Below are 13,795 nucleotides of genomic sequence, written 5' to 3' on the forward strand. Positions count from 1 at the left end.
TATAAACATGAGAACAAAAAATAAAAAAATATTAATTATATTAATACTTATAGAGATATTAATGTTTGGATTCGGATTTACATTAATCCCAATATACAACAAATTTTGTAAAGCTTTAAAAAATAACAAAAAAAACCTATTATCAAACAATTTCTATCAAAAAAATAATGAAATCTTTCTCAGAAAGAAAATAACGATAGAATTTATTACAAATTATGATAGCAGTCTACCATGGAGGTTCTATCCTAAAATACCAAAAATCACAATATATTCTGGTCAAAAAACTAAAATAATTTTTTATGCAGAAAATAATAGCAAAAAAATAATTTATATTAGAGCTATACCAAATATTATACCAATCAACTCAAAACAATTTTTTAAAAAAATAAAATGCTTTTGCTTTACAAAACAAACATTAAATCCAAATCAAACCACAGAAATGACATTAATATTTTACATTGACATAAACATACCAAAAAATATTAAAAATATAATTCTAAGCTACACTTTTTATAAAATATAAACTTTATCCTATAAAATACGAACAATGAAAAACATTATAAAAAATAGTTATTACATTCCAAAACCTACTTTACTTCCAATATCAATAGCAATCGGAATAACAACTATACTAATATCTTTTGCCTTGTTTTTTCATAAAAAAATATATTCGCAATACTATTGCTTATCTGGAAGTATCATTATGCTAATCTCTATAACACAATGGATCATTTACATCAATAAAGAAAACAAATTTTATACATCACAAGTTAATAAATCTTATACAATATGTATAAAATGGATTATTTTTTCTGAAACTTGTTTTTTTTGTACATTACTATTTTCTTTATTTTTTATTAAAAATTGGTCTATACCAATATTAGGAGGAATTATCCATCCAGCAACAACACATATTCTTATATGGCCAAAATTTAAATCACAATGGCCATTAATCATTAATCCAAATAACTATTTATTTTATGGTCCAACACAATATATAAAACCTCATGGTATCGCACTAATAAACACTATCATTTTATCAATGTCAGGAATAACTATTTATCTATCAGAAAAAAACTTAAAAGCCAAAAAAATACTTTATTTTAATATAAACATATTAATAACTATATTATTTGGAATAATATTTATTATACTTCAATATATAGAATATGAACATGCATATAAAAAAATTTATTTAACTTTAAATTCAGGAATCTACGGATCAATATTTTATATATTGACAGGATTTCATGGAATACACGTACTTATAGGTATAATAATATTAACTATTATTTTTATATACAACATAAACACAAACAAATTTTTTTCTAAAAAAAATAATTATTCAAATTTAAGCTTAAAACTATCATCATTATATTGGCATTTCGTTGATATTATTTGGATAATTTTATATATTTTTGTATATTGTTTCCATTAAAATTTAAAAATAAATATACTAAAATATACTACCTATAAAAAATATAATTTCTTAAAATTCTATAATAAAATATGAATTATCACAAAATGATAAACAAAAATCTATAAAAAAAATCAAATAAATTTTGAAATATATAAATATATTTTAAACATATTTTGTTTTATAAATTAAATATAATAACTAGAAAAAATCATCACCTTAGATAAATATTTCATTACTTTTCTTAAAAAGAAAGGAAATATCATTCCACCATAATTTTTAGCAAAATTATAATGACTATATTCATCTTTTATCATTTTTTTCAAAATAATTCTAGTTTTTTTATCTTGAATAGGTATTTTATTTAAATGACTTTTTAAATGATTCACTACTTGCCTTTCAGATTCAGAAATAAAACCCAGACTTATATTTTCACCAAATAAACTAATAAATAAACCTATAATAAACGAACATATATAAAAAAACAAATTCAACTTACTAACACTTCCTCCTAACTCTGTTAAACGTTGTTTGCACCAAAATAAATGATCTATTTCTTCTATTCCAATCTTTATATATTTCTTTCTTATTCCAAAATTTCTTATAAAAAATAATTGACTCCTATAAAGTGCTTGAGCACATATTTCACCAGTATGATCTATTCTTATTAAACCAATAATATATTTAATATCTTTTATATTAAGAAATAAACAATCATTAACATTATATGATGGATTATCTCTAACAATAGATCTTGGAACATATAATGGAAATAATATTCTTAATAAAAAATCTAATTCACGAACAAAATATCTTAAATATCTAAATTGCACAATTACTTTCCTATAAAAAGATAAAACTCTTATAACTATTAATTCTTAATTTCTATTAAATTTCTTAAAATATATTTAATATTATAAAATATTTAAATATTTTAAAATATATTAATTCTTATTTTAAATAAAATTAAAATTTTTATCAAAATAATAGTATTTATATAAATATATATTGTAAAATATAAAAAAAATTTTATTTATAAAGTTATAAATAAATATCTAATCTAAAATAAATTAATAAGAATACTAAAATTATATAAAATAAAAAATAAAATGAATTTAACAAATATAAATATAGGAAATAAAATACCTAACGAAATCAATGTCATTATTGAAATTCCTATGTATAGTAAACCAATAAAATATGAAATAGATAAAAAAACAGAAACTTTATTTGTAGATAGATTTCTATCTACCTCTATGTGCTATCCAAGTAACTATGGATATATACCAAACACATTATCAGAAGATGGAGATCCAATTGATGCATTAGTAATTACTCCGATACCATTAGTTAGTTGTTCAGTAATCACCTGCAGGCCAATAGGATTACTTGAAATGAATGATGAAAAAGGAATAGATATAAAAATCTTAACAGTACCTATAACAAAAATTACTAAATATTATAAAAACATTAAATCTTACAAAGATCTTCCAGAAAACTTATTATCATCTTTAAAACATTTTTTTCAACATTACAAAGATTTGGAAGAAAATAAATGGGTAACAATAGGAAACTGGAAAAATAAAGATTCGGCCATCCAAACAATTTTAAATGGAATCAAAAACTTTAAAAACATAAAATAATACTATACTTTTGATAAAAATTCGTTCATAAAAATCAATTTTAAAAAAAAACTATTTATAAAATTTTATCTACAAAGTAGATAACATTTTTTTTTTAAAAACAATGAAAAATAAGCAATATTTACTTAATAATTTTAGTTTTACAATGATTATTGTAAATTCTATAGGTAGCATTAGAAATTTATCAATCACTGCTTTATTTGGCAATAAAATTATAATATTTTTTATATTAGGAACTATATTTTTCTTAATTCCAATGGCATTAATAACAGCAGAATTGTCTTCGAAAATTAATAAAAAAGAAAATAATATTTATTATCAAATAAAAAAAGCATTAGGAAAAAAAATAGCATTTTTAATAATTTGGATACAATGGATAGAAAATATCATTTGGTATCCAACAATATTATCTTTTATATCTGGAACAATAATATACTCGATATTTCCTTTAAAAGCTAATAACCCATATTTTATATGGGCAACAATCTTAATTTCCTTTTGGTTAGTAACCATAATCAACCTTAATGGTATTTATGTATCATCATTATTTAACAATATATGTACTATATTAGGATTATTTACACCTATATTGTTAATAATATCCGTAGGATTTTTATGGATTATATTAAAAAACCCTATACAAATTTCATTAAAAATAAAAAATATTAATATTAATTGGTTCGATCAAAATATGTGGTCATCACTAACATCTGTTATAATGTCATTTTGTGGAATTGAAATAGCAACAGCATATGTAAATAATATTTATAACCCTCAATATAACTTTATACGAGTATTATCTTATTCCATATCAATTTTACTTATTATTTTCATACTAGGATCTTTGTCTATTGCAATAATTTTGCCCAAAAAAAATATCGATTTAATAAAAGGTATTATGCAAATTTTTAATATTTTTTTAAAAAAATATCATTTAGATCATCTATTCATTGTTCAAACCATAGGAATATTATTATCTATAGGATGTCTTGGAAGTGTTAACAATTGGATTATAGTACCTACTAAAGGATTACTATTCGCTGCTAAAGATAAAAACCTTCCAAATTTCTTAACAAAAATAAACTCCAATGGATCACCTGTAATAATATTAATTATACAAGGAATTATTGTCAGTCTAATATCAACATTATTTCTATTTATACCAAACATAAATAATTCTTATTGGATACTAAATACCATAACAACACAACTTTACATGCTAATGTATTTATTCATGATCATTACAGTAGTTAAATTACGTATAATAAATACCTCACCAAAAAAATCTTCACATTTTCAAATTCCAGGAGGTATTACTGGATTAACAATTACAGTCCTATTAGGGAGCATCGGAGAATTAATTACATTAATATATAGTTTTATACCACCTAAAAATATTTATCTTTCTAAAAGAATATACTATAAATCAATTCTTATAATTGGAATCATAATAATTTGTATAATCCCTATATTGATTCAGTTTTTAAAAACAAAAAATTACATAAAAAAATAACTTCCACAATAAATATACTACCACTATATCTTCTCATCAATCCTCTAAAAAAAAATAATTAATGCTCCCCGGGCAGGCTTCGAACCTGCGACCTAATGATTAACAGTCATCCGCTCTACCAACTGAGCTACCGGGAAAAAATACCATAAATTATAAATTTATAATTAATAAACCTATTAATATATTATTATTTTACTTCAAATACTTTATACTTAACATTACATTATATATTATATCATACTATTATATAGTAATAATTAAAATTAACCTTTACAGGAATAAAACCCTTTATTTTAAACTCAAAAAAATATATTTTTCAATACTTAATTATTATAAAACATATAACTTTATTCATAAAAAAAAATACATTTAAATTTTATACATATAAAAATATGATTTTTAATCACAAACATCTTAAAATTTATAATCAATTTATATATTGATAATGAACACTTAATTTCTCAATGTTATATATTTTAATCAATATATAAATCTCTAAAAAATATATATTACAAAACCATTTAATGTCTACTAAAAAAATAAATAATATTTAACATACACCTAAAATATTTATTTATATATAACAATGTAACAAAACTAATTGAAAAATCAATTTAAAAATTCTATCCTATAAATATTTTTCTATTCCATTAAAACAACACAAAACATCAAAACTACTATTCTTTTTGCTAAACTAAAAAAGTTTCACTACCTAAACCTAATATAGATCAAATCTAAATATTAAAACTAAATTTTAAATAATCAATAAACTATTAGCATTATTTTTAAACTTTTCAAACTTGTGAATTAATAAATCTAACACTAAAACAAAAATATAAAAATCTTTTAAATAAAATATTTATACAACATAATTTTAATTTAATTAACATTAAAAACAAAATTTATTTAAAAAACTATATACATAGTAATATTATTTTATTGAAATCAATTTGAATTGAATACCTATATTTCCATAAAAACAATCATTATATTACTTTAATAAAAATAACAATAAATACAAAAATTATATAAATTTAAAAAACAAATAATGTAATTATTTACAAATATAAATAAATAATATATAAAAAAATATAAGTAAAATATATTTACTAAATTAATAAATAAATATAAAAAACTTATATAAAATATATATTAAAAAATAATTATTCAATTTTATCAAAATGATAATAGAAACTGATATTCTTATCATTGGAAGTGGAATTATAGGGATGATACTAGCTTTAACATTAAAAAACAATGGCTATAAAGTATTATTGATAGAAAAAAATTCTATAAGCAATAAAAAATCTTCTACAAACTATTATTCAAAAAACATCTTTTTGTCTTTGAATAGTATTTATATTCTAAAAAAACTAAAAATTTGGAATTTTTTACAAAAAAAATCAACTCCAATTTATAAAATATACATTTCAGCATATCAACATTTCGGAAAAATTTGCATAGAAAGAAAAACAAATAAACCCGTTGGATATATTATAGAGGCTAATACAATAAATAAAATTTTATATAAAATAATAGATAAAAATTTTATATTATGTTCTTCAATACTTAAAGACATAAATACTCTTAAAAGAACTGCAACTATTTACAATATAGATTCTAAAATAAAAACATATATTAACTTTCAATTAATTGTTGCATCAGACGGAACCACATCATCTGTAAGAAAAATGATTGGATCAGAAAATAAAATAGAAAAAATTCATAAACAAAAAGCTATTACAGCAAATATAACTATAAAAAAAAATTATTCATACACAGCATATAAATATTTTAAATATTCTGAATCTTTAGCTGTACTTCCAATTAATCCATCTCAAATAACTATTATTTGGATATTACCAACTAAAAAAGCTCAATGGCTTTTGAATACAAATAAAAAATTTTTTTTAAAATATTTACAAAAACATTTTGGATACAAGTTAGGAAAATTTATATGTATAAGCAAAAAACGTTTATTACATCAACTATATCAATCTGCTATGCCAAAAGTAACTCTATGGCCAATAATATTTATTGGAAATGCTGCAAATACTTTACATCCCATTGGAGCACAAGGATTTAATTTAGGATTGCGTGATATAAATATACTAATAAAATACATAATTCAACATAAAATAACACCAAAAATGCTTATTTCATATCAAAACAATCGTGAAAAAGATCATAAAATTACCATTAATATCACCAAAATCATAACAAAAATTTTTAAAAATAAATCTCATAAAACAAATTTTTTAAGAAGTTTAGGTTTTTTAGCAATAAACAATATAAAATTTTTAAAAAAAATTTTAATACATTATACATTAGGTTACAATACCAATTTATACAATTAAAACTTAAAGTATTTAATCATTTTAAATGATACATAAAAAAAAAATTCGATATCATTATTATAGGAGGAGGATTAATAGGATTAATATCAGCTATTGCCCTAGCAAAAAACAATTTTTCTATTGCAATTATCGAAAAAAATGCTATTCCAAAAAAATCCATCATTAAAACCCCAAAAATTTATACTATTACTTCCACATCAAAAAAATTTTTAAAACATATCGGTATATGGAACGCATTAAAGAAAAATCCATTTAAAAAAATATATCTATATGATTCCATAGGAAAATCTTCCATTACATTTGACTCTAAAACAATACAATTACCTCAACTAGGATATATAATTTCCGATTATAATATAAGAATTACCTTACTAAAAAAAGCCCATCAATTACAAAATATCTTTTTTTTTTCAATAAACACTATAAACAGTATTATAGATACTAATACCGGAATCAATGTAAGCAATCAAAAAAATACATGGATTGGAAAATTATTACTAATTACAGATGGAAAAAAATCTATTGCAAAAAAAATATTAAAAATTCCTACAATATCTTGGCCATACAAACAAAATGCTATCACTGCTATTATCCTTACAGAAAAACCTCATCATTATATAGCCTATCAAAAAACTAGTATTAACGAATCATTAGCTATTTTACCATTAAAAAACAAAAAAATATCATCTATAATATGGTCTTTGCCTTGTAATATATCAAAAAAAATGATGTGTTTTAAAGAACAAGAATTTACTTCTAAACTACAAACAATATTAAATAATAAACTTGGAAAAATAATATTAAAAAGTAAACGACACATATTTCCAATAAAAATACATAACACAAAGCAATATTCTGGAAATAAATGGATATTATTAGGAGATGCAGCTCATACAATTCATCCAATAACTGGAATGGGATTTAACATAGGAATATATGATATATTAGTTTGGATTAACTGTTTAAAAAAATTTAATAATAATCTAAACTCAAAAAAAGCTTTACAACTATATAATTGCAAAAGAAAAAAACATGTATGGAAAGCTATATGTACAACAGAAATATTAAAATACACTTTATATCATCCAAAAAAATCTATTATTAAATTACGATCATTAGGATTAAAAATATTAAATAACATAATTCCAATTAAAAATAAAATTATTAAAGATGCAAATGGAGAAAGATATATTAAATTTTTATAAAAAAATTTTTTATATAAAACATATTCCAATAAAAATCTAATAAATATAAAACTCTACAACCCAAAATAAAATAAAAATACTTTAATGAAAAAAATATACAATAAAACACATTTTGGATATAGATTAATAAATCTAAAAGAAAAAGAAAAAAAAATAATGAATATCTTTACAAGAATATCAAAAAAATATGATTTAATGAACAACATTATGTCTTTAGGATTACATTATAAATGGAAAAAATTTACAGTTAAAAATAGCCAAGTAAAACCTGGACAAATAATACTAGATTTAGCCAGTGGTACAGGAGATATAACAATTTTATTGAAAAAAAAAATAAAAGGAATAGGAAAGTTCTTTCTCGTAGATTTAAATTATGAAATGCTTAAAATATCAAGAAACAAACTACTAGATTTAGGCATAATTAAAAACACTTTTTTTATCCAAGCAAATGCTCAATCTTTACCATTTCATAAAAACAGCTTCGATTGCATCATAATTAGTTTCGGACTAAGAAATATAACTAACCAAGAAAAAACATTGAGATCGATGTTTAACATTTGTAAACCAGGAGGAAAAATATTAATTTTAGAATTTTCACATCCAAAACCTATATTAATTAAAAAATTATATAATTGGTATTCAATTCATATAATACCAAAACTAGGAAAAATATTTGCCAAAGACGAAAATAGCTATAAATACTTAGTAGAATCCATTCAAATGCATCCTTCGCAAAAAGAATTAAAATTTATGATTGAAAAATCAGGATTTCAAAATTGTTCATATTATGATTTACATTATGGTATTGTATCTCTACATACAGCTTATAAATATTAAATACTTATAAATAAAAAAAACTACAAAAAAATAAATCAGAAAATAAAATTAAAAAATAAATAAAAAATTTAAATATAATAAAATTAACTATTATTAACAATGAATGTATATTACCAATATTTATTTCAGTAAATTCTATATATAAATTTATAACATACACAATTTACAATATAATTATATAAATATGAATAAAATAAAGCAACTTATTAGAATAATATATATATACAAAATAATTTTAAAAAACAACTTAGATCAAATAATTTTATCACTAAACTTTTTTTCTTCTTTTAAATTTATTATTTATTTAAATCCATGGATATGGTTCAAAAAAAAACCAATCAATCGAGGAAAATCTATAAGAAAAGCTCTAGAAACATTGGGTCCTGTCTTTATTAAATTAGGACAAATTCTCTCCATGAGATCAGATATTTTTCCTCAAGACATTATCACAGAACTATATAAACTTCAAGATAAAGTACCTCCATTTCCAGGAGAACATGCACTTTCTATAATAGAAACTTCATTTAAACAACCTGTACATAAAATTTTTTCTAAATTTAATATAAACCCAATCGCATCAGCATCTATAGCACAAGTTCACATTGCTAAACTAAAAAATGGAAAAGAAGTTGCTGTAAAAATTTTACGACCAAACATCAAAAAAATTATAGAACAAGATATAAATATTATCTTTAACACCATAAAGATATTCAATTTTTTTTATAAAAAAATAAAATGGTTAAATTTAAAAGAAATTATCGATTCAATTAAAAAAAATTTTTCATATGAACTTAATTTAAAATATGAAGCAGCAAATGCTAGTAAATTAAAACAAAATTTTAAAAACTCTAATTATCTTTATATTCCAAAAATTTTTTGGGATTATACTAAAGAAAATATTTTAGTAATGGAACGTATATATGGAATTCCAATTTCAAATATTGATAAATTGATAAACAATAAAATAGATCTAAAAAAAATAGCTAAAATAGGATTAAAAATTTTCTTTACTCAAATCTTTAGAGATTGTTTTTTTCATGCAGACATGCATCCTGGAAATATATTTATTTCTACATTATATTCTAAAAATCATGAACCAAAATATGTTCTCATTGATTTTGGAATCATAGGAACAATAAATGATCATGATAAAACATATCTTATTGAAAATTTACATGCCTTTATAAATAAAGATTATCAAAAAATTGTTCGATTACACATAGAATCTGGATGGATTCCCATTGAAACCTCTCAAGAAGAATTAGAAAATTCCATTAGAATCATATTTGAACCAATTTTTAAAAAAACCATAAAAGATATTAAAATTTCAGAAATTTTATTACATATTTTAGAAATAGCTAATGCATTTAAAATAAAAATATTACCTCAACTGATTCTGCTACAAAAAACCCTATTTTCAATAGAAGGGTTAATAAGACAATTATATCCAGAACTAAACTTTTTAAATACACTAAAACCATTACTAGAAAAATGGATTAAAGAACAAATAGGAATCAAATCATTCATAAAAAAAATAAAAAAAAAAATAACCTCATTAAACAAAAAAGTTCCATATATTCCAGATTTAATATATGATACTTTACAACTGATTAAAGAAAAAGAAATAAAAAATAATACCAAAAAAGCTGATCAAAAAAATATTTTGCACATAAAAAATTTTCTATTAAAAAAAATAAAAATAACATACATTTTACTTATTATAATAATCATTTTTTATTTAAAATAAAACCTATAAATAATCAATTAAAAATATTAATTTAATTAAATTAGCTATTACAATAGCATATAATGAAATTTTTCAAGTATTACAATTTTTAAAAAAATATTTTTTAATTTAAATTTTATCAGAATAAAAATTCATAAAACTATTTAAGATAACATTTTAGATGTTATATAATTTATATTTTAAAAATACAAACTTACGATTAAACTTTATTTACAGTAAATATTTTTCATAAATTACTAACAAACTTTAGAAAAGTATTTAAATAATTATTAAAATTATGTGTAATAAAATTACATGTTTTATAACGCTAAAATATTAAAAAATAAACTTAATATTTTTAAAAATATTTAAATTCAAAAATAGAAATAATGAAACCTTTAATACTAATAGATGGATCTTCTTATCTTTTTCGTGCATTCCATGCTATACCAATATTAAAAACTTCTACAAATTTCCCAACTAATGCTATATATGGAGTGATAAAAATGATCAAACAAATATTAAAAGTTTTCTCTCCAGAAAAAATGGCTATTATATTTGATTGTAAAGAAAAAACTTTCAGGCATAAACTTTATCCTCAATATAAAAAAAATAGAAATAAAACCCCAAGCCAATTAATCTGTCAATTCATACCTCTAATAAAAATATTAAATGCCATGGGCATTCATACTTTATTTATTAAAGGAATAGAAGCAGACGATATAATAGGAACAATTGCAAACCAATATGAAAAAAATAATATTCCAGTAATTATTTCAACAACAGACAAAGATATGCTACAACTAGTTAATAAAACAACCACGATCATTAACACAAAAAATAATGAAATTATTGATGAAAATAAAATTTTAAAAAAATTCAGTATTAGACCAACTCAATTTATAGATTATTTATCTTTAATCGGAGATCAATCAGATAATATACCTGGAATATTTCAATGTGGTCCAAAAACAGCTGTAAAATGGATTAAAACTTATAACACATTAGAAAATATAATTAAAAACTCTCATTCTATTAAAGGGAAAATCGGATATTACCTACAAAAATCTATAAAATATCTCCCTATATATAAAAAACTAATTACTATACAAAAAAATATTAATTTACCCCATAATATTAAAAATTTAAATATAAAAAAACCAAATAAACAATTATTAAATCAATTAAGTAAAAAAATGGAATTTAAAATAAATATATAAATTTAATTTTTTATTCAACAAAAAATTTATGTACAAAATCAAACAAAAAAACAATAAAGAATACTTAATAATACCTATAGATCACTACAAAACTTTTAAAAATTTCATCAATCATTTAAACTCCTCTAAAGAGTGCTTAATTAAAATTAAAAACCATCAAAACTTACACAACACAAACAAAACAACTATAACAATTCTAATCATTATAAAAAATAATATTTACTATATACCAATAAACATGAATAAAAACAACCACGAAACAAAATTAAACCAATATAAAATTTTAGATATATTAAAAATAATATTAGAAAATCCAAAAATAAATAAAATTGGATTTAATATAAAAAATGAATATAAAATTCTAAAACAATTCAATATCAATTTAAATGGAAATCTTTTTGATATAACAATTGAATCTTTTATCATAAATAATTCCATTAATTCCAATAATTTACACGATCTTTCAAATAGATATTTAAAATATGATTTATCAAAAAATGAATATAAAATTAAATGCATTTCAAAACCTACTTTTAACATCGAATTTGATTTAATAAAACAAACTATCATCATCAATATGATTCATAAAAAATTATTTAAAATGTTAAATATTAAAGAAAAAAAAATATTACTGGACACTGAAATTCCAATCATAAAAATACTTTCATCAATAGAAAACAAAGGAATCTTAATAAATAAAAAAATACTATTAAATCATAAAGATCTCTTAGAAAAACGTATATCTATAGTTAAAAAAAAAATTTTTTCTTTAACAAATAAACCATTCAATTTAAATTCTACTAAACAATTACAAGAAATTTTATTTAAAAACTTAAAAATCCCTGTACTAGAAAGGACATCAAAAGGCAAACCATCTACATCAGAATCTGTATTAAAAAAAATATCTCATAAATATAAAATATCAAATTTAATACTAGAATATAGAACCTTATATAATACTATTACAACATATATACAATCATTACTACAACATATACATCCAATCAAAAAGAAAATTCATACTAATTACAATCAAACAACAACTATTACCGGAAGATTATCTTCAAACAAACCTAATTTACAAAATATTCCAATTAAAAAAGAACAAGCCAAAATGATTAGACAAGCATTTATCTCTCATAAAAAATTCACTCTTATATCTGCAGATTATTCACAAATAGAATTACGTATTGCTGCATTTTTATCTAAAGAAAAAAAACTTATTCAAAACTTCAACAAAGGAATAGATATTCATACATTAACAGCCAGCGAAATATTCTCTACAAAAATAAAAGAAATTACCTATGATCAACGTCAATATGCAAAAAAAATTAATTTTAGTTTACTTTATGGAATATCAGCATTTGGCTTATCAAAACAATTAAATACAGACCAAAAAAAAGCACAACAATATATTGAATCCTATTATAAAACATATCCTAAATTAAAAAAATACTTAAAAAGTACACAAAAAAAAGCTATAAAAAAAAAATATGTAAAAACATTATTTGGAAGACGTATATACTTGATAAACAACAAAAAAAAACTTATTAAAAACACATCTTTAGAACGAACAGCAATTAATGCTCCTATACAAGGAACAGCATCAGATATTATGAAAAAAGCAATGATCTTAACTTATAACTGGTGTAAATCACAAAAATTTCCTATATGGATAATTATGCAAATACACGACGAATTAATTTTCGAAGTTTGTGACTCTCACTTAATTGAAGCAACTCACAAAATAAAGCTCATTATGGAAAATGTTGTTACTAGCATAAACATTCCATTAAAAATAACAATTAACATAGGAAAAAATCTAAAAGACCTTAAACCATTATCTATATAATAATAAATAAAAATATTTTCCATAA

Annotated in this window: 12 protein-coding genes and 1 tRNA gene; 10 read left to right on the forward strand and 3 right to left on the reverse strand. The window is 20.4% G+C overall.

Annotation, left to right across the window (positions count from 1 at the left end; translation table 11 throughout):
- The first annotated feature begins 7 nt into the window (after positions 1-7).
- Positions 8-523: a cytochrome c oxidase assembly protein gene (locus RQL38_RS01475; protein ID WP_338521268.1), complete on the forward strand. Its 516-nt coding sequence runs from the start codon at positions 8-10 to the stop codon at positions 521-523.
- A 24-nt stretch (positions 524-547) separates the two neighbouring features.
- The gene (locus RQL38_RS01480; protein WP_338521269.1) at positions 548-1,438 is read left to right on the forward strand and encodes a cytochrome c oxidase subunit 3; all 891 of its coding nucleotides are present in this window, start codon (positions 548-550) and stop codon (positions 1,436-1,438) included.
- 167 nt (positions 1,439-1,605) lie between these two features.
- Here RQL38_RS01480 and coq7 read toward each other — a convergent pair whose 3' ends face one another.
- Positions 1,606-2,250, reverse strand: a complete 645-nt coding sequence (gene coq7, locus RQL38_RS01485; protein WP_338521270.1) for a 2-polyprenyl-3-methyl-6-methoxy-1,4-benzoquinone monooxygenase — start codon at positions 2,248-2,250, stop codon at positions 1,606-1,608.
- A 276-nt stretch (positions 2,251-2,526) separates the two neighbouring features.
- Here coq7 and ppa point away from each other — a divergent pair, with 276 nt between their 5' ends.
- Positions 2,527-3,060, forward strand: a complete 534-nt coding sequence (gene ppa / locus RQL38_RS01490) for an inorganic diphosphatase (protein ID WP_338521271.1) — start codon at positions 2,527-2,529, stop codon at positions 3,058-3,060.
- A 103-nt stretch (positions 3,061-3,163) separates the two neighbouring features.
- Positions 3,164-4,573: an APC family permease gene (locus RQL38_RS01495; protein WP_338521272.1), complete on the forward strand. Its 1,410-nt coding sequence runs from the start codon at positions 3,164-3,166 to the stop codon at positions 4,571-4,573.
- 64 nt (positions 4,574-4,637) lie between these two features.
- On the opposite strand, the gene RQL38_RS01500 is transcribed toward RQL38_RS01495, so the two are convergent.
- Positions 4,638-4,710 (reverse strand) — tRNA-Asn (locus tag RQL38_RS01500).
- A 1,044-nt stretch (positions 4,711-5,754) separates the two neighbouring features.
- Between RQL38_RS01500 and RQL38_RS01505 the strand changes: the two genes are divergently transcribed.
- Entirely contained in the window at positions 5,755-6,930 is a 1,176-nt protein-coding gene (locus RQL38_RS01505) for an FAD-dependent oxidoreductase (protein ID WP_338521273.1), read from the forward strand.
- 16 nt (positions 6,931-6,946) lie between these two features.
- On the opposite strand, the gene RQL38_RS01510 is transcribed toward RQL38_RS01505, so the two are convergent.
- On the reverse strand, positions 6,947-7,093 hold the full coding sequence (locus RQL38_RS01510) for a hypothetical protein (RefSeq protein WP_338521274.1): 147 nt from the start codon (positions 7,091-7,093) through the stop codon (positions 6,947-6,949).
- On the opposite strand from RQL38_RS01510, the gene RQL38_RS01515 reads away from it, so the two are divergent.
- The 5 genes from RQL38_RS01515 to RQL38_RS01535 all read left to right on the forward strand — a co-directional run bounded on the left by RQL38_RS01515 (position 7,023) and on the right by RQL38_RS01535 (position 13,770).
- Entirely contained in the window at positions 7,023-8,135 is a 1,113-nt protein-coding gene (locus tag RQL38_RS01515) for an FAD-dependent monooxygenase (protein ID WP_338521998.1), read from the forward strand. The genes RQL38_RS01510 and RQL38_RS01515 overlap by 71 nt on opposite strands.
- Positions 8,136-8,219: 84 nt before the next feature.
- On the forward strand, positions 8,220-8,972 hold the full coding sequence (gene ubiE, locus RQL38_RS01520) for a bifunctional demethylmenaquinone methyltransferase/2-methoxy-6-polyprenyl-1,4-benzoquinol methylase UbiE (protein WP_338521275.1): 753 nt from the start codon (positions 8,220-8,222) through the stop codon (positions 8,970-8,972).
- Between the two features lie 184 nt (positions 8,973-9,156).
- On the forward strand, positions 9,157-10,719 hold the full coding sequence (gene ubiB, locus RQL38_RS01525; RefSeq protein ID WP_338521276.1) for a 2-polyprenylphenol 6-hydroxylase: 1,563 nt from the start codon (positions 9,157-9,159) through the stop codon (positions 10,717-10,719).
- A 368-nt stretch (positions 10,720-11,087) separates the two neighbouring features.
- Positions 11,088-11,918: a 5'-3' exonuclease gene (locus RQL38_RS01530; RefSeq protein WP_338521277.1), complete on the forward strand. Its 831-nt coding sequence runs from the start codon at positions 11,088-11,090 to the stop codon at positions 11,916-11,918.
- A gap of 28 nt (positions 11,919-11,946) precedes the next feature.
- Positions 11,947-13,770 (forward strand): DNA polymerase, encoded by a 1,824-nt coding sequence (locus tag RQL38_RS01535; protein WP_338521278.1) that lies wholly within the window; start codon positions 11,947-11,949, stop codon positions 13,768-13,770.
- The last annotated feature ends 25 nt before the right edge of the window (positions 13,771-13,795 follow it).

The organism is Candidatus Legionella polyplacis, assembly GCF_037013735.1.
GTDB classification, from domain to species: Bacteria; Pseudomonadota; Gammaproteobacteria; order Legionellales; family Legionellaceae; genus Legionella_E; species Legionella_E polyplacis_A.

Bases quoted from the DNA above. Each gene is read 5' to 3' on its own strand.
- RQL38_RS01480 (WP_338521269.1), top strand. From the start codon at position 548: ATGAAAAACATTATAAAAAATAGTTATTACATTCCAAAACCTACTTTA.
- RQL38_RS01495 (WP_338521272.1), top strand. From the start codon at position 3,164: ATGAAAAATAAGCAATATTTACTTAATAATTTTAGTTTTACAATGATT.
- ubiB (WP_338521276.1), top strand. From the start codon at position 9,157: ATGAATAAAATAAAGCAACTTATTAGAATAATATATATATACAAAATA.
- RQL38_RS01510 (WP_338521274.1), bottom strand. From the start codon at position 7,093: ATGATGGATTTTTTTGGAATAGCATTTTTTTCGATAATTGCAATAGAA.
- ubiE (WP_338521275.1), top strand. From the start codon at position 8,220: ATGAAAAAAATATACAATAAAACACATTTTGGATATAGATTAATAAAT.
- ppa (WP_338521271.1), top strand. From the start codon at position 2,527: ATGAATTTAACAAATATAAATATAGGAAATAAAATACCTAACGAAATC.
- RQL38_RS01505 (WP_338521273.1), top strand. From the start codon at position 5,755: ATGATAATAGAAACTGATATTCTTATCATTGGAAGTGGAATTATAGGG.
- RQL38_RS01475 (WP_338521268.1), top strand. From the start codon at position 8: ATGAGAACAAAAAATAAAAAAATATTAATTATATTAATACTTATAGAG.
- RQL38_RS01530 (WP_338521277.1), top strand. From the start codon at position 11,088: ATGAAACCTTTAATACTAATAGATGGATCTTCTTATCTTTTTCGTGCA.
- RQL38_RS01535 (WP_338521278.1), top strand. From the start codon at position 11,947: ATGTACAAAATCAAACAAAAAAACAATAAAGAATACTTAATAATACCT.